The organism is Flammeovirga kamogawensis (assembly GCF_018736065.1).
In the GTDB taxonomy this organism is placed as follows: Bacteria; Bacteroidota; Bacteroidia; order Cytophagales; family Flammeovirgaceae; genus Flammeovirga; species Flammeovirga kamogawensis.
Map to the genome: position 1 here is coordinate 166,765 of NZ_CP076128.1, position 24,459 is coordinate 191,223.

General features: G+C 33.5%; 12 protein-coding genes. 5 read left to right on the forward strand and 7 right to left on the reverse strand.

The window, feature by feature from the left end; genetic code table 11:
- The first annotated feature begins 293 nt into the window (after positions 1-293).
- The 5 genes from KM029_RS00705 to KM029_RS00725 all read left to right on the forward strand — a co-directional run bounded on the left by KM029_RS00705 (position 294) and on the right by KM029_RS00725 (position 16,262).
- The gene (locus tag KM029_RS00705) at positions 294-8,393 is read left to right on the forward strand and encodes an Ig-like domain-containing protein (RefSeq protein ID WP_144074876.1); all 8,100 of its coding nucleotides are present in this window, start codon (positions 294-296) and stop codon (positions 8,391-8,393) included.
- Positions 8,394-8,469: 76 nt separating this feature from the next.
- Entirely contained in the window at positions 8,470-9,276 is an 807-nt protein-coding gene (gene ttcA / locus KM029_RS00710; protein WP_144074877.1) for a tRNA 2-thiocytidine(32) synthetase TtcA, read from the forward strand.
- Positions 9,277-9,322: 46 nt separating this feature from the next.
- Entirely contained in the window at positions 9,323-10,006 is a 684-nt protein-coding gene (locus KM029_RS00715) for a Crp/Fnr family transcriptional regulator (RefSeq protein ID WP_144074878.1), read from the forward strand.
- A 340-nt stretch (positions 10,007-10,346) separates the two neighbouring features.
- Positions 10,347-14,780 (forward strand): glutamate synthase large subunit, encoded by a 4,434-nt coding sequence (gene gltB / locus KM029_RS00720; protein WP_144074879.1) that lies wholly within the window; start codon positions 10,347-10,349, stop codon positions 14,778-14,780.
- A 63-nt stretch (positions 14,781-14,843) separates the two neighbouring features.
- Positions 14,844-16,262, forward strand: coding sequence for a glutamate synthase subunit beta (locus tag KM029_RS00725; RefSeq protein WP_144074880.1), 1,419 nt, complete (start codon positions 14,844-14,846; stop codon positions 16,260-16,262).
- Between the two features lie 63 nt (positions 16,263-16,325).
- On the opposite strand, the gene KM029_RS00730 is transcribed toward KM029_RS00725, so the two are convergent.
- The 7 genes from KM029_RS00730 to KM029_RS00760 form a co-directional block, all read right to left on the reverse strand.
- Positions 16,326-17,312: a DUF3667 domain-containing protein gene (locus KM029_RS00730; RefSeq protein WP_144074881.1), complete on the reverse strand. Its 987-nt coding sequence runs from the start codon at positions 17,310-17,312 to the stop codon at positions 16,326-16,328.
- A gap of 71 nt (positions 17,313-17,383) precedes the next feature.
- Entirely contained in the window at positions 17,384-18,604 is a 1,221-nt protein-coding gene (locus tag KM029_RS00735; protein ID WP_144074882.1) for a sensor histidine kinase, read from the reverse strand.
- Positions 18,605-18,722: 118 nt separating this feature from the next.
- Complete coding sequence (locus KM029_RS00740; RefSeq protein ID WP_144074883.1) at positions 18,723-19,802, reverse strand: iron-containing alcohol dehydrogenase family protein; 1,080 nt, start codon at positions 19,800-19,802, stop codon at positions 18,723-18,725.
- A gap of 9 nt (positions 19,803-19,811) precedes the next feature.
- A complete protein-coding gene (locus KM029_RS00745) occupies positions 19,812-21,014 on the reverse strand; it encodes a DegT/DnrJ/EryC1/StrS family aminotransferase (RefSeq protein WP_144074884.1) in 1,203 nt (400 codons plus the stop codon).
- Positions 21,015-21,270: 256 nt separating this feature from the next.
- Complete coding sequence (locus KM029_RS00750; protein ID WP_144074885.1) at positions 21,271-23,232, reverse strand: LysM peptidoglycan-binding domain-containing protein; 1,962 nt, start codon at positions 23,230-23,232, stop codon at positions 21,271-21,273.
- A gap of 89 nt (positions 23,233-23,321) precedes the next feature.
- Positions 23,322-23,963: an O-methyltransferase gene (locus KM029_RS00755; RefSeq protein WP_144074886.1), complete on the reverse strand. Its 642-nt coding sequence runs from the start codon at positions 23,961-23,963 to the stop codon at positions 23,322-23,324.
- 9 nt (positions 23,964-23,972) lie between these two features.
- Positions 23,973-24,458, reverse strand: coding sequence for a PaaI family thioesterase (locus KM029_RS00760; RefSeq protein ID WP_144074887.1), 486 nt, complete (start codon positions 24,456-24,458; stop codon positions 23,973-23,975).
- Between the last annotated feature and the right edge of the window lies 1 nt (position 24,459).

Below are 24,459 nucleotides of genomic sequence, written 5' to 3' on the forward strand. Positions count from 1 at the left end.
TTAAATAAAAAGTGAGGCAATTAATTGTCTCACTTTTTTTGTTGAAACTTAAATTTTAGTAAATAATGAAACGTTATTAAAACACCTGTACATCACATATATGTAATGTTTATCAAGATCTTTATCTAAAAAATCTTGAGTTTTATTGTAACTTATAAATAATGTTAAAATAGTTTAGCATAACTATTGTAATAAATTACCGTATTAATAGTTAATAAAATTAAACGAAGGGATTTTTAAACAACCTAATAACCAGCTTCCCTTATTCTGTTAAATTGGATCTAAATATTACTATGATTAAATTATACTACCTTAAATATATATTTGCTTTACCTCTATTTTTATTTAGCTTTTGTGTACAGGCTCAAACTTTAACACACAATAATAATATAAGCGTAAACACAACATCACTTGAGTGGACATTGACAGGGACAAGTCTTAGTCCTGTTGTTACGGATTTTGAGTTGTTTGAAAATGCTACAGGACAAACAGCTGGAACATTATTAACACTGATTACAATAAATAGTGGAACGGAATACAGGATAATAGCAAATATTTCAACATTAAAGACAGATACTGATCAATTTAAATTACAGTTTAATAGTACTGATGCGACGAAAAATTACATCATTGATGAAACTGCACCATCAGCACCGTCTTTACTTAGAATACACGAAGACTTTGATTTAGGAGTTAGTAATACTGATAATATTACGAATATGACTTCCTTGTTATTTCAAGTAACAGCTGAGGTTGGAAGTACAATAACCCTTTATGATGGAAGTAATAATTTAATAGCAACAGGTCCGTGTACGGGAACAAATGTTTTTATTGGGATTGTTACTGCTATAACGCAAAATATTCAAGCATATGCAACAGATATAGCAGGTAATACATCTGTGGTTACTGTAACTCCTATAACAGTTGATACAACACCTCCATCTGCTCCAAACACTCCTGATTTGTTAACTAGTTCTGATAGTGGAACGAATACATCTGATAATATCACGAACAATACTACTCCAACATTTACATTAAGTGGTTTAACGAATACAACAGGATTTAAAGTACAATTAGAGAGTGATAAGGACGGGATCCTTGAAACAGTTTTAATAACGGCAAGTTCTCAAGATGTAACAGTGAGTACATCATTATCGGAAGGAGTACATCAGATATCTGCTAAAATGATTGATGTAGCCGGAAATGAAAGTATTGCTTCTGGTAATCTATCTCTTACTATTGATATATCGATACCTGTAACTCCTTCAATTACATTAGATACTAACTCGGATACAGGAAGAGATAATTCTGATAATAATTCGAATGACCTGACTCCAACTTTTAACGTAGTTTCTCCTGTCGGAAGTACAATTACCTTATATGAAGGAAGTAATACTAAAGGAACATTATTATCAACTGGTTTAGACCAAATTACATCGTCAACAATAACTTCAGGTGCTGTTTATAATTTTACAGTAAAGGTAAATGATACAGCAGGAAATGAATCAGCAGTATCGAATACGATTACTTATGATGTTAAAAATATAGTAATACCTCCATTGACTTTGCCAACTTTGGCAGGGGGATCAGATTCTGGTATTACAGGTGATGGAAAAACGAACGATACAACGCCAACTTTTAACTTCCCAGGATTGACAAATGTAGATTCTAGAGAAATCATAGTGAATAGTTCAATTGATGGAGAAGTTGGAAGAGAATCTATTACAGGTGCAAGTCGAGATATAACATTATCGGCTCTTTCAGAAGGTACTCATACTATTAGTTATTTTATAGAGGATGTTTATGGAAATAATTCAACGTCTGGAAGTCAAGTATTAATTATAGATACTACACCCCCAAGTTTGTCCAGTGTTTCAATAGCTTCTGATAACGGCGTGAATACTGAGCTAGTTGCAAATGGAAATACTAGTACACTATCATTCACTTCAAGTGAAATATTACACTCGACTTCTTCAGTGACTTTAGGAGGCCAAAGTACTACATTATCAAACACAGGAACTGACTATACTGCTAGTTATTTATTTACAAACCCAGCTAATTATATTGGTGTTAGTTTTATAATATCTTTAGTAGATGAAGCGGGGAATGTTGGTACATCAGTAACAGCAACTACAGATGGTTCTCAAAATTATTTCTATCCAACTTTAACAAACACGATTTCACCTCCTGCTACTACTCAATTTTGTAATGGTGATTTAGTAACTTTTTCTACTCCATCTTCGGGTGCAGTAGGAGGAACTGGTACTTATACATATAATTGGGAACGAAGATTAGGAGCTGGGGCATATGTTAGTTTAAATTATTCAGATGAACAGTTGGTAGAGAATGCTTCTTTATCAACAGGTATTTATACTTATAGAAGATCTGTAGAAAGCGAAGGAGTGACATTAAACTCTAATACATTTTCTATTTCTGTAATTGCTAATATTAATAATATAATTGCATCTCCTGTAATTACAGAATATTGTAATTCAATAAATACTGGAGGTTTATCAATCAATGCAACTTCAACTTTAGGAGGAACAGGAACTTTTAGTTATCAATGGCAATATGCTATAAATGGTGGTGGATGGATAAATAATGGCACATCATCTAATTATTCTAATTCCTCAATTTTATCAACAACGGGTACGTATAGTTTTAGAAGGATTGTTACCTCAGGTGCATGTACTTCAATATCAAATGAAGTTGAAATAGTTATTAATCCTAGTATTTCATTAAATACAATAAATAATATTTCCGGAAATACAGTTTGTTTAGGAGATGCAATTGTGTTAATTGGATCTATTCCAACTGGTGGAGATGATTCTTATACATATCAATGGTATAGCCAAAGGAATGGAGGTAGTTTTAATAGTATACCTGGTGCAACTTCACAAAGTTATTATAATGCATCAGTTAGTAACCCTGGGCAATATGTTTTTAGAAGAGAAGTAACTTCTGGTAATTGTACTAGTCAAGTATCAACTCCAATGATAAATGTCCCAGGTTTGATTACGACATTTAATTTAGAACCCTCAACAACTAGTTATTCTGATATTCAATCAATGGCTGTACCTTTAAATGTAACTGGTTTAGTTTCTGGAGAGACATTCTATTGTACAGGACCGGGTGTAGTAAGCACTGGTACTGGATCAGGAAATAATAACTTTTATCCAAATTTAGCTACTCAAGGAACACATACAATATACTATCATATTTCTGGTAGTGATGGTTGTGAACAAGAAGAAGCAGTTGTTTTTAATATATATGATGGTTCAAGTGTAATTTCAGTTGGAGCTCAATATTGTGAAGATGATGCAGCCGTGACTTTAACAGTACCTGTAACACCTAGTTTTACTGGTACATCACCTTATACATTAGTACGTTTTGAAGGTGATGGGACTTCTGGAGTAGGAACACCATCTGGAGCTACTTTTACACCTTCAGATGTTTTAGCTGCTAATCCATCTGTTTTAGATGGCCAAAATTACTCTACAACTTTAACCGCAGTCTATGAAGACGCTTCAATACCTGCTGTGGAATATTCTGTTTCTCAGTCTGTTATTATCACAAAAAATCATGTTGCTAGTATTAATTTATCTCAAGTAGATTTTTGTGAAGATGATGCTCCTTTTTCTGTAAATGCCAATGTAGATGGAGCTTTAAGTACATCTGGAGGTGTGTTTGATTTAGACGGGGGGGCTATAGTCTCAAATAATAGTATAATTATTAATCCAAGGGCTTTAACTTTAGGAAGTCATACTTTAACTTATACTTACACGGATAGTAATATCAACTCATGTTCAGCAGTAGATGTGTTTACTTTTAACGTAAACAGATTGCCAACTGTGGGCTACCGTTATACAACAAGTGGAGATGATGGTGATTTCTGTTTTGATGGTGATACAGTGTTTTTACAAGGTATTGCAAATTCTGTTGATGTTACTTCAGGTGCGTTTAGTACTCCCGATGCAATAGCTGCAGCTTTAGTAGATAATGGTGATGGAACCGCATATTTTATCCCTTCTCTAATGGGGTTAGATATTTATGATAGTGATGAAGATTATACCATTACTTTTAGTTACACAGATGGAGTAGGTTGTGTAAATGATGCAGACTCTATTGTAACTATATACGGATTTGATGAAGTTGGTTTAGCTTTTAGCTCATCATCTGATTCAATTTGTTATAGTGAAGGGGATGTTTTAATTACTCCAATGGAAGGATTGACTGCGTATGGTGGTAACGGAACATATTCGATTAATACTGGTGGATTAACATCAAATATGGATGGAACTGCTTCTTTCGATCCTTCAGTTGCAGCAATAGCAGCCGGAGAAACAAGCACTAGTGATTATTCAATGCATGTAATAACGTATACTTACGATAATTTAGAGGGATGTTTGTTAAGTATTAATGATACTTTATATGTTAAACCATTACCTGCTATTCCTACATTAACTAGTTCTGTACCTACATATTGCTCAAATGATGTTGCTTTAGCACCAATTCAAGTAACAGGAGAGGCAGGAGCTTCTTTTGTATGGTACTCTGATCCTGGGTTAACATCTGTAGTAAGTTCATCAAATACATTAAACCCAAGTAACGCTCCTAATGTATCTGTAGTTACAACGGTAAGTTATTATGTAGTTCAAACGAATACAGATGTTTGTACGAGTGATCCTTTACAAGTTGATATATTAATATATCCGAAACCCGTAGCTCCATTATTACATGCAGCAAACCAAACTACATATTGTTCTGGGGAAATAGTGAATAGTCTATCTGTTGCTACTCCTGGGAATAATATTAAATGGTATTCAGATGTAGCTTTAACTACTCAGGTTGGTTTCGGAGACTCATTCACTCCTGCATTAAATACAAATGTATCTTCAGATTCATCAGTTACCTACTATGTAACTGAAACAACAAACGGATGTGAAGGTCCATCAACTCTATTATCCATTCAAATTTATAAAACACCTAATCCTCCTACTTTTAATACACCTACTGTTATGTGTTCTGGAGGAGCTTTATCTAGTTTAACAATTGCAGCAGGTACAAATGTAAAATGGTATTCGGATGTAGCTGGTACAAATTATCTAGCTTCTGGAAATAATTATTTACCTTCCTTTTCTACAAATGTAGTTAATGATTCTACTGTAAGTTATTACGCAACAAGTACAGTAAATGGGTGTGAATCTGCAACAGCAGTAGTAAATATTATAATTAATGCATTACCAGATGCACCTTCAGTTCCAGATATTGCAGCATATTGTGAGGCAGAAACAATTTTACCTATTACAGCATCAGGAGAAACGGGAGCTACTTTTAAATGGTACTCGGATGTAGGTTTGACAACTTTAGAATCCGTTAATCAAACATTTAACCCAATGAGAATTGCACCAACATATCTAACTCTTGATACACTTAATTATTGGGTTATTCAAGTAGGAACAGATGGGTGTGAATCATTGCCCCAAAAAGTTGACATCCCCGTTTATCCAACACCATCAAAACCGGTTATTGATAATACGAATCCAATATATTGTTCTGGAGATGTGATACAAGCAATAAATGTTACCTCAGGTTCGAATATAAAATGGTATGATGATGTAGCGTTAACTAGTATCGTTTCAACCACAACATCTTTTACACCTCCTGACCCGAATAGTGCATCAGATTTTACTCAAAAATATTTTGTAACACAAACCATTAATGGGTGTGAGAGTGATACAACACAAGTAACATTTGTAGTAAATAAAACGCCTGATAACCCTAGCGTAACTGCAACATTGAGTTATTGTTCCGGAGATGTTTTACAACCTATGATTGTAACAGGGTTAGTAGATAATATTACATGGTATAGTGATGTATCTTTATCAACTATAGTGGCGACTACAAATACATTTACGCCTACAAATAATACTGTTGTAACAGCAGAAACTACTTATACATATTATGTAACGGATACCCATTTAGGTTGTGAAGGAATAGCAACACAATTAGATATTGTCGTTCATCCATTACCTGTATTTGATTTATTTGGGATAGATGATGGAGAAGTTTTTTGTAAATCTGATGAAAATCCGTTAATTATTACAACTGTTTCTGGGGGAGTTTTGACATCTCCAACAGGTGCTTTAATACGTACAAATAGTGAAGTAGTTTTAGAAAATTCACCTTTAGGGGCACATACAATAAGATATACATATACAAATGAAAATGGGTGTGTAGATTTTATAGAAAGATCTTTCACGATAGTAGACGTCCCAATTGTAACATTTGATTATGATGTTTTCTGTGATACAAGAACAGTAGAATTTAGAGATGGATCTACTTTACAAGATTCTACTAGTATAATTAGTTGGGAATATGACTTTGGAGTCGGCGAATCATCCGTGACCTTGACAGACTCGGTTTCGGCTGCAAGTTATCAACATACTTTTAATACAGCAGGGTTTAAAACGGTAGTGCTCACCGTAATTACAAATCAAGGTTGTTCAGAAATATCTTCTACCGAAACAATATTTATTGGTACACCTCCAGAAGTTGCTTTTGAATGGAAAGTACCAGAATTTGGAGCAGATATGCTATTTGAAGAGACTTCCCAAGCAATCGGAATAGATACTTTATCTATCTGGCAATGGGATTTTGGAGATGGAACAATTGAAATAATTGATGCGCTTACAAACCCAACGGGTGCTACAAGACATCGTTATTCTCAAGTTGGTGAATATGATGTTGAACTCATGGTTACTACTACTAAAGGATGTTCTAAAGTTATTATGGAAAAAGTATATGTTCTGCCAAGAGTTTCTTTAATTTCTGAAGATGATGAATACTTCGAAAATTTTAATTCATCAAATGGTGATTGGGTACATCGAGGAGATTCATCTAGTTGGGACTATGGAATTGCAAATGGTACAGATTTAATAACAGAAACGAATGCATGGGTAACTAACCTAACGTCGAATTATCATTTCAACGAACATTCTTTCTTGTATACTCCATCGTTTGATATATCAGGGTTATCTAGACCTATGATAACATTTGATATGCAATTTGATATGGAAACAGATGTAGATGGATTGACATTACAATACTCTCTTGATTCAGGACAAACTTGGGATATTTTAGGTAGTGTCGATGATCCAATTAATTGGTATAACAGTGAGGATGTAAGTATTAATCCTGGTAACCAATTGTTATTATCGGGTGACAATCCAATAGGTTGGTCTGGTAGTACTGTAGAAGAAGGAGCTATCTTTAGGGAGTTTAAATCAATTCGTCATAGTTTAGATCAATTTATTGGACAAGAGCATTTACAATTTAGGTTTGCCTTCCGTTCCAACTCAGCTTTGGTTCACGAAGGTGTAGTAATTGATAATATATTTATTGGAAACCGTAAAAAAGTTGTTGTATTAGAATCTATGACAAATGCAGGACAATTATCTGATGCAAGATCTTTACCAAGGTTAGATTCTGTCTTAAACTACCTAAGTGAAGATGCTTTTGCAATTAATTATCATATAAAATTAAGTGGTTATTCTGATTCGTTAAATACTGATAATCCAGAACCTTCAAGTGGAAGGAAATTTTATTATGGTATAACAGATGCTCCTAATACTATTGTTGATGGAAATAGTTTTCAAGGGCATACAGATGATTTCATAAATAATTATCAAAATTACATTGCAACACGTGCTTTATTAGATCCTGAATTTGATATTAGCTTACAATTACCATCCGTTGGAGGTACTGATGAGATTGAAGTTACTATAACCGCTAATACAGAATTTTCTGCTGACGATACAGAGATTGTGGTACATTTAGTTACAGTAGAGAGAGAAATTTTTGGTGTAGAAGTGAGTAGAGGACTTTCAAGACATTCAGATGTAATGAAATCTATGAGTCCGGCACCTGGAGCAGAAGGAACTAGTTTTGTAGGTAGAAGTTGGGTAACAGGAAGTACAGAAACTTTTACTGTTGAATGGGATAATCCACAAGTTTACGATACTGATCAAGCTGAAGTAATTGCATTTGTACAGAATAACATTACAAAGGAGATATATCAAGCTATACGTTTAGATGTTTCTACATTAACCTCTTCAGATCCTGTTTTATCAATTAATACAACAGATATAATAGATTGGGAAGTTTATCCAAATCCATCTTCAGATATAGTCAATATCTCAGCACCTTCATCATTCATAAATTGTTCTTATATCGTTTCTAATACAAATGGGAAAAAGATCTTAGAAGATAGATTTACAGGAAACACCTATTCAATCGATGTCAATACATTACCAACAGGAGTTTATATTTTACAACACTTCCAAGGGGATGAGGTTATTGGACAGCCCTTAAAATTTGTTGTCGTTAAGTAATTATATATAATCATTTAGTTTTTCCACAAGGGTTGAAAGAATCTTTCTTGTACCTTTGTGGAAAATTTATTTTAAGATGACAGCAGAATTCACTCCCGAGCAAGTAAAATTACAGAAACGTTTACATCGTAACGTATGGAAAGCTATTGATGATTATAATTTAATTGAAGATGGCGATAAGATTATGGTTTGCCTTTCTGGTGGTAAAGATAGTTATACAATGCTTGACATATTGTTACATGTTCAGCATACAAAAAAATATGATTTTGAAATAATTGCTGTCAATCTAGATCAAAAACAACCAGGTTATCCAGAACATATTTTACCAGAATATTTAGATGGTTTAGGTGTTAACTATAAGATTTTAAATAAAGATACTTATTCGATTGTAACAGAGAAACTAGAAGAAGGAAAAACGATGTGTAGTCTTTGTTCTCGATTAAGAAGGGGTACATTATATACAGCAGCTTCTGAAATGGGTATTACAAAAATAGCACTAGGGCATCATAGAGAAGATATCATTGAGACTTTTCTATTAAATATGTTCTTTAGTGGTAAGTTAGAAGCAATGCCTCCTATCTACAAAACAGACGATAAAAAGCATATTGTTATTCGCCCTTTAGCATATTGTAAAGAAAAAGATATAGAAGAATTTTCTGAGATTAAACAATTTCCAATTATTCCTTGCAACTTATGTGGTTCACAACCTAAATTACAAAGGCAAATGGTAAAAGGGATGCTTAAAGATTGGGAAGTAAATTATCCTAATAGAACAGAAATAATTTTTAATGCAATTAAAAATGTATCACCTTCACATTTGATGGATAGAGATTTATATGATTATAATCTCTTTAAAATGTTAGAACCACCTGTTAAGTCTTAAAAACTAAATAGCCTGGAGTTTTATTTACACCTTTCTTGTTATTATTATGGAAACACTCTGGCACATGCATAATTTTGATTTATACTCAATATTATGTCCTTCAAAAATAAATAATTACTTTAAAAATAATGGTCTTCTTTTTAAAAAAGGAGAAGTTATTTATTTCCCAGAAGATACCGAACAAAAATTATATTTAGTAAGTAAAGGGAAAGTTAAACTGTGTAAATACAATCAAGACGGAGAGGAGATTGTCAAACTTCTATTAACCAAAGGGGAAATTTTTGGTGAAAAAGTACTTTTAGGTCAAAATAAAAGAGAAGAGTATGCTATTGCAGAAGGTGACAATACCGCTTTATGTTTACTTTCTATAGATAAAATGAGACAATTGATGAGAGATAATGAACGATTCGGTTTATTTATCTACAAATTGATTGGTTTGCGAGTGAAAAAAATTGAAAGACGCCTAGAAATTCTAGTCTGCAAAGATGCTGAAGAGAGATTGATAGAATTTATCAAGGATATATTTGATGATAATTTTAAAGATGGTGAAATTGTAAAACATCATTATTCTCAGAATGATATAGCCAAGTTAATTGGGACTTCTCGAGAGACAGTTTCTAAATTAATGAGTAAGTACAAGAAGCAAGGCATAATAGACTACACTCGAACTAGTATTACATTAAAAAATAAAGAAGAACTACTCTCTTATTTACAGCAAGAAAATCAATAGAACAATATACTTTTTGTATTAAATCATGATGTTTAAAAATGTATAAAATACAATTTTAAACCTGTTATTGATGTTTGTTATATTTAAAACTAGATTTTATGATTTTGTGACAAAACATCTTATTAATGCAAAATATTCATTGAAAGGTGTAATTTTTTAATGATTTAATAAAAATTACTCTTATATTTGACAGTGTTGTGAACAGAAAACTCTGATGAGGTTAAACAGAAGCAATTAAACACAGCTAATAATCTTAGCAAATTGCTATACTAATTACTGTAGCTAACAAACCGGCTTCATCAAAGGTCAACAAATATCGAAAATTGGAAGACGCTTTATTATGGAACACAGATTAACGGCCTTTAAGGATAATTGTGGTTTTGGTATGATTGCCAACTACAAAGCGAATCCTTCGAGGCAAATGACTTTAGACGCTATTGAAGCCTTATCACGAATGATTCACCGTGGAGCTATTGCAGCTGATGGTGTAAGTGGTGATGGTAGTGGATTCTTGTTTTCAATGCCTGATCGCTTCATGCGTAAAGAGGCAGAATTGAATGGAATTGATTTGCCGCAAAGATATGCAGTGGCAATGATGTTCTTAACTGACGAGAAAAAACAAAAAGAAGTATTCTCAGAATACTGTGAGAAAAATGATTTAAAAGTATTATTCTTTAGAAAAGTACCTTTAAATACTGAAGTATTAGGTAAGCAAGCTTTTGAACTACTCCCTGAAATTGTTCAGGCATTTGTTGTTCCAAACGCATTAATGTCTACAAAGCGCTTCTCTGCGTTACTATACTTAACTAGAAAAGAAGTTGAACACAAACTTTCTAATGATGAAGGTTTTTATATTCCTTCATTCTCTGAAAAAGTAATTTCTTATAAAGGTTTGGTGATGCCAACACACATTAAAGAATTATTCTTAGACCTTGGTCAGGATGAATTCGAAGTGTCGTTTGCAGTATTTCACCAGCGTTTCTCTACAAACACATTACCACAATGGCGTTTGGCACAACCTTTTAGAACTCTAGCACATAATGGTGAGATTAACTCTATTCAAGCAAATAGATTTAACTTCTCTATTAAAGAAGAAGTCCTAAAAAGTGATGTGTTTACAGAGGAAGAATTGGATAGAATTTTCCCAATCTTAGTACCAGATGGTTCAGATAGTGCATCTTTAGATAATGTATTTGAATTTTTGGTTACTGCAGGAATGGATTTCTTCCAAGCAGCACGTTCATTAGTGCCTGCACCTTGGCAAAATGTACCAAATTTAGATGCTAAATTAAGATCATTCTACGAATATGCTGCAAGTAACTTTGAAGCATGGGATGGACCAGCTGCCTTAAACTTATGTGATGGTAGACATTTAGGTTGTATCCTTGATAGAAATGGCTTAAGACCAGCAAAATATATTGTAACAAATGACGATAGAATTATCATTAGTTCTGAATATGGTGTTATTGACCTAGCGGAAAGTAATATTAAAGAACAAGGTAAACTTCAGTCAGGTCAGATGATTGGTATTGATTTACGTTACGGAACGATCCTTAAACATGAGGAAATCAATACTTATCTTAAAGAATCTCGCCCTTGGGGTAAGTGGATTCATGAGAACAGTGCATACTTAATGGAACACGTAGATAAGAATTTCTTAACTATGGATGATTACCGTTATGATGATATTGTTGATAAGCAAAGATACCACAACTATACAAATGAGGTATTAGAACAAGTAATTCGCCCAATGATTGAAATGGGTAAAGAAGATACAGGTTCTATGGGTGATGATACACCTCTTGCTTGTTTTAGTAAGGTACAAAGAAATTTCACAGATTATTTCCGTCAAAAATTTGCTCAAGTAACAAACCCTCCGATTGACCCACTTCGTGAGAAGATGGTAATGTCTACAGCTGTTACTTTTGGTAGAAATAATAACATTCTTATTGATGGACCTATGAATGCGCATAGATTGAAGGCAATGTCTCCAATCTTAAGTTACGAGCATTTTGAAGTACTTCGTAAGTTTGGTACAGAAGGTGAGTCTTTATATGACTACCAGTACAATACTAAATCTTTCAGCACAGTATTTACAAATGACTTACAAGCTTCATTAATTAAATTAGGTGAAGAGGTTGAAGCATCTGTTAGAGATGAAGATACTGCAATTGTAATGTTAGATGATCGTGGTTTATCAAAGGATAATCAGTTGATACCAATGGTAATGGCTGCTGGTTATATCAGTAACTACCTTGCTAAAAAAGGACTAAGATCAAATGTATCTATTGTAGCCATCACAGGTGAAGTTAATGACTCTCACTCAGCAGCAGTAATGTTAGCAATGGGTGTTACAGGTATTTATCCTTACTTGTTATTCGGTACAGCTCTTCAAGTAGCTGAGAATGTTGGAGCAAATACTTACATGACACGTAAGAAGGCATTAATTAAAGTGCAGAAAGCATTGAATGCAGGTCTTCTTAAGATTATGTCTAAAATGGGTATTGCAACAATCGAAAGTTATCAAAACTCATCATTATTTGATGCAATTGGTTTAAGTCGTGAAATTGTTGAATCTTGTTTCGTAAGATCAGAAGCGTTAATCCCAGGATTATCTTTTACTGATATCGAAGAAAGAGTTAAATCATACCATAAAGCTGCTTTTAAAACAAGATATATCAAGAAGATGTATCCTTTAGAAGTAGGTTCATTCTACAAGTATGCAGAAAATGGAGAATACCATGATTTTGCACCAACTGTTGCTAAAAGCTTGAGAAAGTTTGCTGTTACAGGTAGAAAAGAAGATTATGCTGATTTGAGAGATCAAGTGAATAATAGAGGTTTACGTATGATACGTGATTTCTTTGAATTCAAATCTGATCGTAAGCCAATAAGTATTGATCAAGTAGAGCCAGTAGAAGCAATTACAAAAAGATTTACTTCTGCAGCAATGTCTTTAGGGTCAATTTCTCCTGAGGCACACGAAGCATTAGCTCAAGCAATGAACCAAATCGGTGGTCAATCTAACTCTGGTGAAGGAGGAGAGGACCCAGTTCGTTTTGGAACAATTAAAAATAGTAAAATTAAGCAAGTAGCCTCAGGACGTTTTGGTGTTACTCCTCATTATTTACGTAATGCAGAAGAAATCCAAATTAAAGTAGCTCAGGGTGCTAAGCCAGGTGAAGGTGGGCAATTACCAGGTGCTAAAGTAACTCCGTTAATTGCATCATTAAGATGTACAATTCCTGGTGTAACTTTAATTTCACCTCCTCCACATCACGATATTTATTCGATTGAAGATTTAGCACAATTAATCTTCGATTTAAAGCAAGTGAATCCAAAAGCACGTATTTGTGTAAAATTGGTGTCAACTGCAGGTGTAGGTACTATTGCAGTAGGTGTTGCTAAAGCATATGCAGATAAAATTATTATCTCAGGTGCAGATGGTGGTACAGGTGCTGCTCAATTAGGTTCAATCAAATTTGCAGGTAACCCTTGGGAACTTGGTTTGGCCGAAGCACACAATGCATTAAAAGTTAACGGTCTTCGTGATTTTGTAGAAGTACAAACAGATGGTGGTCTTAAAACAGGTTTAGATCTTGTTAAAGCAGCTATGATCGGTGCTGAGAGCTTTGCATTTGGTACTTCATTATTAACAACAATTGGTTGTAAAATATTAAGAGTGTGTCATCTTAATAAGTGTTCTGTGGGTATCGCAACTCAATCAGAACAATTAAGAGCTTACTATATGGGTACTGTTAAAGGAGTAGTAAATTACCTACAAGCAATGGCGCAAGAGGTAAGAGAAATTCTAGCAGAACTTGGTTATACTTCAATGGATGAAATCATCGGTCATTCTCGCTTATTAAAAGTGGTTGACGATGAATTTGCTCAGAAGTTTGACTTCAAAGATGTTTTATTCTATGCAGAAGGTAAAAACATTAGAGAAAAAGCAAGTAATGATCCTTTCGATCCTAACGAATATGAGCAAGAAATTCTTGAAGAATTAATGCCTGTAATCAAAGGACCACATTATAGAACTGTCTTAGATAAAGAAATTGTAAATACAAATCGTAGTTTTGGTGCTAGAATTTCTGGTCAAATTGCGGAATTCCACGGTAAGAAAGGTTTACCTAAAGAATGTATTTCAATTAATTTAAAAGGTACGGCAGGGCAATCATTCGGTTGTTTACTAAGTCATGGTATGTTGCTATCTCTTAGAGGTACAGGTAACGATTATGTAGGTAAAGGTATGAGTGGTGGACAAATCATCATAACTCCTCGTGATGGAGAATCTGAAGGACGTAGTTTGGCTGGTAATACTTGTTTGTATGGTGCAACAGGTGGTAAGCTGTTCGTAAGAGGTAAAGTCGGTGAGCGTTTTGCCGTAAGAAACTCTGGAGCTCTTGCTGTTGTTGAAGGTACAGGCGATCACCCATGTGAATACATGACGGGTGGTACAGTAGTTATTCTTGGTGAAACAGGAAATAACTTCGGTGCAGGTATGACTGGTGGTGTTGCTTTTGTTTATGATAAGACAAACTCATTCATTGATAAAATGAACCAAGAGCTTATCAAAGCGAGACGTATAGATACTGATGAAGGAGACGAAGGACGTTTCTATTTACAACGTATCTTAAGAAGCTACTTGTTCCGTACAGGTTCAACACAAGCTAAACATATCCTAGATCATTTCCGTGAAGAAGTACGTTACTTCTACATGGTTACTTCAAAAGATATGAAATCTCCATTAAATCCAATGGAGGGCAACTAAATGATTTGGTGACTTACAAAAGTGAGTCACCTGATTTTACTGTTACCTTAAAAAATTAAGACAATGTACGAATTCACTAAAATAGAGCGCATCTCTCCAACGCTTCGTCCTGCTGACGAAAGAGTAGGGAACTTTGATGAAATCAGTGAAGTTTATTCAACTTCAGAAACTGCATCACAAGCAAGTAGATGTGTGCAATGTGGTAACCCATATTGTTCATCAGTAGGGTGTCCTCTAAGTAATTATATTCCTCAATGGCTTCGTTTTATAGCTGAAAAAGATTTAAAACAAGCTTTTGAAATTTCAAATGAAAGTTCTCCTTTTCCAGAAATCTTAGGTCGTATCTGTCCTCAAGACCGTTTGTGTGAAGGAGCATGTACTTTGAATGATGGTAATGAAGAAGAAACAATTGGCGCAATTACAATTGGTTCTATCGAAGTTGCGATCTCTGAAAAAGGTTTTAAGAAAGGTTTTAAACCAGAATTTGCTGATGAAATGACAGGTAAAACTGTTGCAATTGTTGGTTCTGGACCTGCAGGTTTATCTGCTGCTACCTTCTTATTAAGAGCAGGTGTAAAACCTGTAGTTTATGATAAAGCTGATAAAGCAGGTGGATTATTAACATATGGTATTCCTGGTTTTAAATTAGAAAAAGAAGCTGTAGAAAGAAGAGTTCAAATTCTTCTTGATGCTGGTATGGAATTGAAATTAGGTGTTGATATCGGTACTGATGTAACATTAGCAGAATTACAAAAAGAGCATGATGCCGTTTTCCTTGGTTTAGGAGCAATGGCAGGTCGTGCTTTAGATGATGAAGCGTATAATTCTGATAATATCTACATGGCTGTTCCTTTCTTAACGAACATCCAAAAGAAAATTGAAGAACAACAATTCGATAAAAAATATGATGTTGAAGGTAAACGTGTTGTAGTTATTGGTGGTGGTGACACTGCTATGGACTGTGTACGTACTTCAATTCGTGAAAAGGCTGCAAAGGTAACTTGTTTGTATCGTCGTGATGAGGAAAACATGCCAGGTAGCCGTAAAGAGGTAAGAGCAGCTAAAGATGAAGGTGTAGAATTTAAATTCTTGAAATCACCAAAGAATTTTGTTGCAGATGAGAAAGGTAATGTTTACGGAGCAAAATTCGTAGATATGAAATTATCTGAGCCAGATGCTTCTGGTAGACAAGCTGTAAGTGAAATAGAAGGTTCTGAAGCAATTGTTGAAGCTGATGTAATTATTCTAGCACTTGGTTTCAATAATGAAAAATTAAATTGGATCACTGAATCTGGTGTTGAAACAAATCAGTGGGGAGCTATAAAAACGAATGCTAAAGGTGAGACATCTCTTAAGAATGTTTTTGCTGGAGGTGATAGTGTAAGAGGTGCTGACTTAGTTGTTACAGCAGCTTTAGATGGTAGAGAAGCTGCCATGTCAATATTAGAATCGATTTTCGAGAATGAGCCTGCTTCTGTGTAATCACTAAAGTAAGCTCGATATTTTGCCCACTGAGAAAAGCGTCTCTCAGTGGGTTTTTTATTGTCAAAAAATGAGTAGACTAATGAACAGTTCTAAAATGACTACCCAAAATATCATGATGATATGAATACTGTATGCAATAAAAATTTTGATAATTGTTTTAACCCAATTCTGACTATAAAATTTCTTGAACATTAATCCTGAAATAACTAACCAATATAAAATAATTGGTATTAAAAATAGATCTGAAGAAATGAAGTTGATTTTAGCAAAAATTAGAAACAAACTGAAAAACACTAATGAAAATGCATGTAAATGCATTGAGAAAATTAAATGTTGAATATAGAAATTATGCTTTTTTCTGACATATAATAATTTGAGGTATAATGCAAATAGGGGGACTAAAAGCATGATTGCGATAGGAATGTTTTCTAAAACTGCCTCAAAAAATGTTACTCCTTTTTCATCATAAAAATAATGTGATTGTCTTATTAATTTTATTTGATACCATTTGTCAACATTTAATGAATCTTGAATAGTCTTATCCGAAAAATCATTAGATGTTTTGATAAACTCAAAAACTTTTAGAATGTGTTTTGTATTTAATGAGTCTTCCTTGTTAGTATCAGAAATATGAAAATTAAAGTCATTGGTGGTTTCAGTATCAGAATCATTATGGCTTGCTTGAGCTTTTTCTTCTTTAGAAAATATTTTATCGAAATCTAACTTAATTGTATGTTTGTCGATTATTATATTATTAAAAATAAAAATAAAGACAATACTACAGAATAGATATAATCTTATTGGATGGACATAAAATTGTCTTTTACCTTTTAAAAATTCTTCAGTTAGAAATTGAGGTTTAGTAAGAAAAGGTAAGATGGTATGCTTGAATTTAGAATCTAGTCCAAATACTTCATCCAATGTGTCTTTTAAAATTGTTTTAAAACTGGTAAAATAATCAATTCTGCTTTGCCCACATTGTGAACAAAATTGGTCTTCAGATTTTAATTTATTCTTGCAATTAGTGCAATTATCTTGTTTACTCATTCGAGTTTAAATTGATTTCACGAAATTATTAGGGTAAAAATATGATTAAAATTCGAAAACCGAAACAAGTATTAGAATAGTGGTACATGGATATCAAATTTAGAACCTTTACCATAAATTGATTTAAGGTTGATTTGACCATTGAGTTTGTCTAACGTTTCCTTAACTATATAGAGACCTAATCCTGTCCCGTTTTCACTATTGTCTGCTCTGAAAAACATGTCATAAATAGATTTTTGATTTTCGGAAGTTATACCTTTTCCATTGTCTTCTATAATAACATTACCAATGTTATTTTCAGATGAAAACTTTAGTCTAACATAAGGTTTTTCTTCGAAAAGGTTACAATACTTTATGCTATTAGAAACTAGATTAGATAAGATTAATTTTAATCTATAATCGTCTGTTTTCCATTCAAAATCATCACTTGTCCATTGTACTTTTACTTTTTGAGCATTAGGAAGAAATGATAAATCATTAACAATTTCTTGCATCATGTCATTAATATTTATACAAGTAGTATTTAAAGCTACGTTTTGCATTTTTAATGTGTCGACAATCTTTTCAGCAAAATGATCTAAAGTTGAGAGACATTTTGAAATGAGAGTAATATATTCATCAACATCATTTTTGTCCTCAGTATTATTGTATAACTCAATCAATGATATTGCTGATGATATTGGAGACTTAAGGTCATGAGAAGCACTATAAACAAACCTATTCAATTCTTCATTTATTCTATGAAGTTCTTTATTCTTTTGCTCTAACTGAAATTTCTTGTTTTTTAAATGCTTTACCTCTTTTTGAGAAGTAATATCAATATGATAGCCAATCAATTTTTTAGGTTCTCCGTTTTCTTTCCATTCTGCGACTTGACCACGACAATAGACCCAAATAATTTGATTTTCTCTATTTTTCCATCGTGCAATATTATGAAAAATTTTCTCACCGTGCGAAGCAATATGTTCTTCCATTGCTTTCATCATTTCAGGTATATCGTCATCATGGACCATGTCTTGCCATGCTTCTTGTATAGATGGAAAGTTATTTCTATTGTACCCAAACATGTTAATGTAGCGGTCACTGAGAAATTCTCGATTGGTTTCAAAATCCCATTCCCAATATCCTAATGTAGTATCATTAAGAAAATCTTTTATAAAGTCACCTTTTGAGATAGAAGAATTATTGATTGAAGATTCAAATCTTTGTTTCCAAAGTAGTTCTCTTTGTTTTGTTTCTTCTAGTTCGTTAATAATTTCTTCCTTAGTCAATTCTAAATAGTTAATTTCCATGCTGGTAATGTAAGCTGATGAATCATAGTGTATTAAAGAATAAATAAATATAAGAATATAAAAAAAGCATACTAAATAAATAGTATGCTTTTTTCTTTATATGTAAGAATATTTGATATTATAATCTTCTATATAAGTCTTTGATATCCTCTTTTGTCCACTTTTCTTTCCAATCAAGGCCAATAGCATGATTCCACATGTGTGGTAAGTTATAAGCAACTTCTGCCATTTGGTCAATTGTTTCTTCTGACCATTCCTTAGAGATTCCTTGAGGAAGCGTAACGTTATGCTTTTTAACCATTTCCTTAAACTCATCAACAGCATCGCCGTAGAATTCTTTTAAGTGATTAAAAGCAACACAGTTAGCATATCCATGTCTATATCCTAAAATTTTAGATAAACCATAAGATAAAGCATGACATGCACCCACCTCAGAATAAGTTAAACTTAAGCCTCCAAATAAAGAAGCAATCATAAGTTTTTCGTCATTTTCTAAAGTCTGACCAGCTTCATCACCTAGGTAGATTTCTCTACATAATGATAACGCTTGATCACCGTAGGCTTTAGAATAAGCGTTGAAATACAAACCGCTTTCAGCTTCAATACAGTGGATATAACAATCCATTCCTGTATAGAACCATTGATCAGTTTCTACAGTACTTAGTAATTCAGGGTCTAAAACGGCTTGATTAAATACTGTCCAATCACATTTTAAACCAAGTTTTTTTACAGGTCCAGTTAAAACTGCAGTCATAGAGCATTCTGCACCAGTACCAGCAACAGTAGGTACACCCATATGGTAGATACCCGCTTTCTTTACTAAATTAAGACCTTGGTATAACTGAGATGAACCTTCGTTTGTTACCATTAAAGATAAAGCTTTTGCAATATCCATAATAGAACCACCACCAATACCAATGATACCAGCAGGAATACCTTTGTCAGCAAGAATTTGATCTCTTAAGTTATCTACTTGGTCAGTAGTCGGCTCATATTGATCAATATCTTCAAAGAAAACCATATCTTCTGCTTTTGCAGGGATACGGTCTGCTAATTCTTTACCTTCAAAATATTTATCAACGATAAATACCATGAAGCCATCATTTTCAGTACGTTTAGGAGCTAAAATTTCATCTATTTGATTAAATGAACCCTTACCGTAAACGATTTTATCTATATTTTTAAAATTCTTATGCATCTTAATAAATTAGTTTACTGCAACTACAGCATTAAGAGAAGCGATGATATCATCAGCAAGTTTATTTACTTCTGCTTCTGTCCAAGTAGCACGAATACCAACAGATAGTAATCTACCAATGATATTTTGTGATTTAGGTAATTCTAAAGCATTGTAATCTTGACGATTTTCATAATCATGGATTGCTAATTTATAAGGAGATTTTAATGCCTTTAAATGATCCCATTGATTAATGAAGTGATACATGTTTGTATACCAATAAGCAACGCCAACACCGTCTTTTGCACATTGATTAGCAGCTGCCTGAGCTAACTCAGGAGTTTCCATAAAGAAGTTTAAGAAAGTAGCAGAATCACCTTCTTCGTCTGGAAGACAACGGAAAGTAATAAATGGAACTTCTTTTCTTAAGCGTTCTTTTAAGATTGCTTTATTTTTAATGTTATTTTCACGGATCATTTCTAGTTTACGCATTTGAGCAACTGCTACAGCAGCATTCAATTCGCCTAATCTATAATTAAAACCCATTATTGGATGTGGTTCCATTCCTCTGTTATCACCTACATGTGAGTGACCATGATCAGAGAATTGACCCATGATTTCATATTTATTAGTGTCATTTGTAAAACAAACACCACCTTCGCCAGCTGTTGTAATTTTGAAGAAATCAAAAGAAACAGCACCAGCCTCACCATGTAAGCCTACGTGTTTTCCTTTATAGAAAGCACCTAGAGCTTGTCCAGCATCTTCTAATAATTTGATATTGTGCTTATCACAAACTGCTTTAATTCCATCAAGGTCTGCAGCAGCGCCACACATATGAACTAAAAGAACAGCTTTTGTATTAGGAGTAATTGCAGCTTCAATAGATGCTGCACTTAAATTTAAAGTTTCGTCTACTTCTGCAAATACAGGAATACCACCTGCAAATAAAACAGCTTCTATAGGAGCAATGAAGGTGAAAGGAGTACAAATTACTTCGTCTCCATGTCCAATACCAGCAGCAGCCATCATACAAGCAACAGCAGCAGAACCACTTGATACAGCATGAGCATGTTTAGCTCCTGTGTACTCTTCAAAAAGTTGTTCAAATTCTCTTGCTTTCCAATGTCCGTTACGTTGGTTATCATGGTTATATCTAAAAAGCATTCCTGACTCTAAAACGTCATTTACTTCTTTTTTTTCTTCTTCACCAAAATATTCCGTTCCTGGCATAATTGTATCTTGTTAATATTAAATAAGACTTGTCTGTCTGAATTTTGAAGTGCAAATGTACAAAAAATATAGATGTCAACCACCTATCAAAATAAATAGTTTTTGTCCATGCAATCCTAATAACTCTATTTTAGAAAAAATAATTACAAGATCTATCTTAATAAATGTATACATAAACATTTATATAGATTTGATGTTAATTTTTAGACACAAAAAAAGGAACCAATAGGGTTCCTTAAATTGAATAATATTTTTTCTATTTTACTCTTAATCGTTGTCCAATTTTAATTTCATTCGAAGACATGTCATTAAAATTTTTAATGTCAGCAACGCTAGCACCATACTTGCGTGACACAGAGTACAATGTGTCCCCTTTTTCAACAACATGGTATTCTGCAACTGATGCGTCTTGTGATACAGTTTGTTTTGTTGTTACTGCAGCAGTTGCAACATTTGTAGTAGGTGTGCTTTCTACCTTATCTGAGGGAGTAAGTTGTAGAACTTGTCCTACATTTATTGCTCCGTTAGAAGGTAAATTATTCCACTTAATTAAATCTTTATGATAAACACCCGTTTTTCTTGATACAGCAAATAGAGTTTCTCCTTTAACTACAGTGTGTGTTGTAGCATTTTCTACGATAATTTCTTCTTTTGGTTCTTCAATCACTTCAGTAGAAGCAACAACAGCTACAGTAGTTGTAGAAACGGGCTTTTCAGCAGCAACTTGACTATAAGGATCATTTGTTACTTGTTCAACTGCAGGTTGATCATAATTAGTTGTTGCAACTACTTCAGGAGTAGCATTAGCAGATCTAATAGGAATTTGTAATAACATACCTCTTTTAGGTTGCTCTCCTTTTAATCTAGCTGCGTTAAACCCATAAATATCAGAAGATGGAATACCATATTTTTGAGCAATTTTCTCAACAGTTTCACCACTTTCTACAGTGTGTGTTTTAATTTCTCCAGAGAAGTTGCCTTTTGCATCGATACCAGAATTACCTGCTACAGCAAAAGCACCATTATTTTGTATTGGAGAACTTACTCTTATCGATTCTCCTGGATGTAGTTCGGCATTATCATTCCAAGCTTGTAAGCTTTGAGGTGATACAGAAAATTTACGAGCAATTCCATAATAAGAATCTCCATTTTGAACTACATAAGAAGTAGGAGCAGCTGGAGCTTCTTCAATAGCTTCTTCTTCAGTTATTGCAGCTGCAGCACCAACAGTTATTGCACCAACAGTAAATGTTTCAGCAGCTGTATTTGTTTGCGGTCCTCTGTTAGTAAATTCACCTTTTGGCATAATAGCAAAGCTGTCTTCTTTAACAGCTTCTGATTGTGGAGTGGCTACCACGGTAGTTGTCGCTACTGCTGCAGAAGGCTTTACTTCAGAATTTTCCGTCCCTACAATAAGAACTTGTCCTTCCTCAAGAGATAAATCATCTCCTATTTGATTCCACTCTTTAATATCCAACATATTCACATTATACATTCTAGATATTGTGAATAAACTTTCACCATCTTGAACAGTATGTGTTTTAGAATTAGGATCTAATGAGAGAGAAGTTGAATCTGCAGCAGCAACTACTACTGCGGCAGTTGTTGTTACTTCTGCTGTTACTTCAGGTGTAGTTACCTCTACATCTTCTGCAGGGGGGACATCAACAACTGTAGGAGGGACTGATTTTGGACGTGTTTTTTGTAAGAATAAAACACGACCTCTAGCTAAAGGATCGTCTTTAGCCATTCTATTTTTCTTTGCTAATTTCGTTAACTTAATACCATATTTTTGAGAAACTTCCCATAAGTTCTTTTCCTCAATCACTGTATGCATAGCTGTAGTCGCTTTGCTTTTCTTAGCTTTTAGATAGTATACATGACCTTCTTGTAGGTCATCATACGCATCCATATCGTTATATTTATATATTTTTTTTACATCAATGCCTAATGACGTTGCTACCAAAAGTAAATTTTGATTAGCCCCAGCAATAAATGCAGGAATATTGTTAGCATCAACTAAAGTTATTTCCTCTCCGTTAACAGTTTTCGTATGAACATTTGTTACGATAGGATATGGGTTATCACTTTGTGATGGGCTTAATGTTTTATTAATTGCAAAAGGAGTTGCAATAATATTGTTTTCAGTGTTATGAGTAAATGAAGATAGAATTGAACCTAAGCCCAATAAAACTCCTATTGTATATGTTTTTTTCATAATTAGGTGTTGTAACTACCTGGTGTTGAAAGAGTAAGAGATATTTATTCTTTCTTGATACTAAATAATGTAATTAATTCTTTGCTAAGCTACAATTTTTGAGCCATTAAAATGCCATCTCTAAGAGGTAAAATGCAACTTTGTACTCTTTTATCGGATGTAACCTTAATATTGAAATCCATAATGGCCTTTGTCATTTTATCATTTATTTCAGGATCTGCAACATTGCCTTTCCATAAAACATTATCTATTAACAATAGGCCACCGCTTCTTAACTTTGGTAAGCATAGCTCAAAATAAGCATCATTATTCATTTTATCGGCGTCAATGAAAATTATATCAATTTCATCATCTAGTGACGGAATAATATCTAAAGCTTCGCCAATATGGAGTTTGATAATTTCGTTAAGGTTTGCTTTATTGATGAATTTCTGAATAATATCTTCTTTTTCATCGTCAATTTCAATAGTATTAAGTTGTCCATTGCTATCCATTCCTTTTGCTAAAGCGATAGCAGCATACCCTGTAAAAGTACCAATCTCTAAAATATTTTTAGCATTCATACTTTTTGCTAGAATAGTAAGGAAAAGCCCTTGAGGATGCCCAGATAGCATATGAGGTAAGTTCTCTTGGAAATGTGTAGCTCTATCCAGTTCTACTAAAATAGGATCTTCTTCTGTGGCTACTTTTTCAATATATTTATCTATTTCAGGATGTGTTATAGGTAACATATCAATCAATTAATCAATAAATGGGTTCTCTTTAGTATTGTCTGAACTATTAAAAACTTGGATAGCGATAACTTCAGCTTCAGCTGTTTTAGTTGTATCTGACCAAGCTTCACAGTACATTGTGATTTTTCGACCTTTTCGTTCAGTAACAGTTGCTATTAATTTAATAGGCGTGTTAATTGGAGTAGGTTTTAAGAATTTCACATTTAAAATACCGGTAGCATACCTATAAAAAGGAGCAGAATTTAAAGCTCTATTTTCTGATTTATAGGCGTCAGCCATTGCTGTACCCATACAATGACAGTCAATTATTGTAGACAAAATACCACCGCTAAGCAAATTTGCCCAGCCGTGGTATTTTTCTTCTGCATTCCAAATACAGATAGCTTTATCATCCTCCCAATAACTTTTGATGTGTAAACCATCATCATTTTTACATCCACAGCCAAAGCATACATTGCCTTCCATGTGGTCTTGGAAATAAGGAGATATCATA

What these genes read in the sequence shown, in the direction of transcription:
- KM029_RS00760 (WP_144074887.1), bottom strand. Translation starts at nt 24,458, where the DNA reads ATGATATCTCCTTATTTCCAAGACCACATGGAAGGCAATGTATGCTTT.
- KM029_RS00740 (WP_144074883.1), bottom strand. Translation starts at nt 19,802, where the DNA reads ATGCATAAGAATTTTAAAAATATAGATAAAATCGTTTACGGTAAGGGT.
- KM029_RS00705 (WP_144074876.1), top strand. Translation starts at nt 294, where the DNA reads ATGATTAAATTATACTACCTTAAATATATATTTGCTTTACCTCTATTT.
- KM029_RS00750 (WP_144074885.1), bottom strand. Translation starts at nt 23,232, where the DNA reads ATGAAAAAAACATATACAATAGGAGTTTTATTGGGCTTAGGTTCAATT.
- KM029_RS00730 (WP_144074881.1), bottom strand. Translation starts at nt 17,312, where the DNA reads ATGAGTAAACAAGATAATTGCACTAATTGCAAGAATAAATTAAAATCT.
- KM029_RS00755 (WP_144074886.1), bottom strand. Translation starts at nt 23,963, where the DNA reads ATGTTACCTATAACACATCCTGAAATAGATAAATATATTGAAAAAGTA.
- KM029_RS00715 (WP_144074878.1), top strand. Translation starts at nt 9,323, where the DNA reads ATGGAAACACTCTGGCACATGCATAATTTTGATTTATACTCAATATTA.
- KM029_RS00725 (WP_144074880.1), top strand. Translation starts at nt 14,844, where the DNA reads ATGTACGAATTCACTAAAATAGAGCGCATCTCTCCAACGCTTCGTCCT.
- KM029_RS00745 (WP_144074884.1), bottom strand. Translation starts at nt 21,014, where the DNA reads ATGCCAGGAACGGAATATTTTGGTGAAGAAGAAAAAAAAGAAGTAAAT.
- KM029_RS00735 (WP_144074882.1), bottom strand. Translation starts at nt 18,604, where the DNA reads ATGGAAATTAACTATTTAGAATTGACTAAGGAAGAAATTATTAACGAA.
- ttcA (WP_144074877.1), top strand. Translation starts at nt 8,470, where the DNA reads ATGACAGCAGAATTCACTCCCGAGCAAGTAAAATTACAGAAACGTTTA.
- gltB (WP_144074879.1), top strand. Translation starts at nt 10,347, where the DNA reads ATGGAACACAGATTAACGGCCTTTAAGGATAATTGTGGTTTTGGTATG.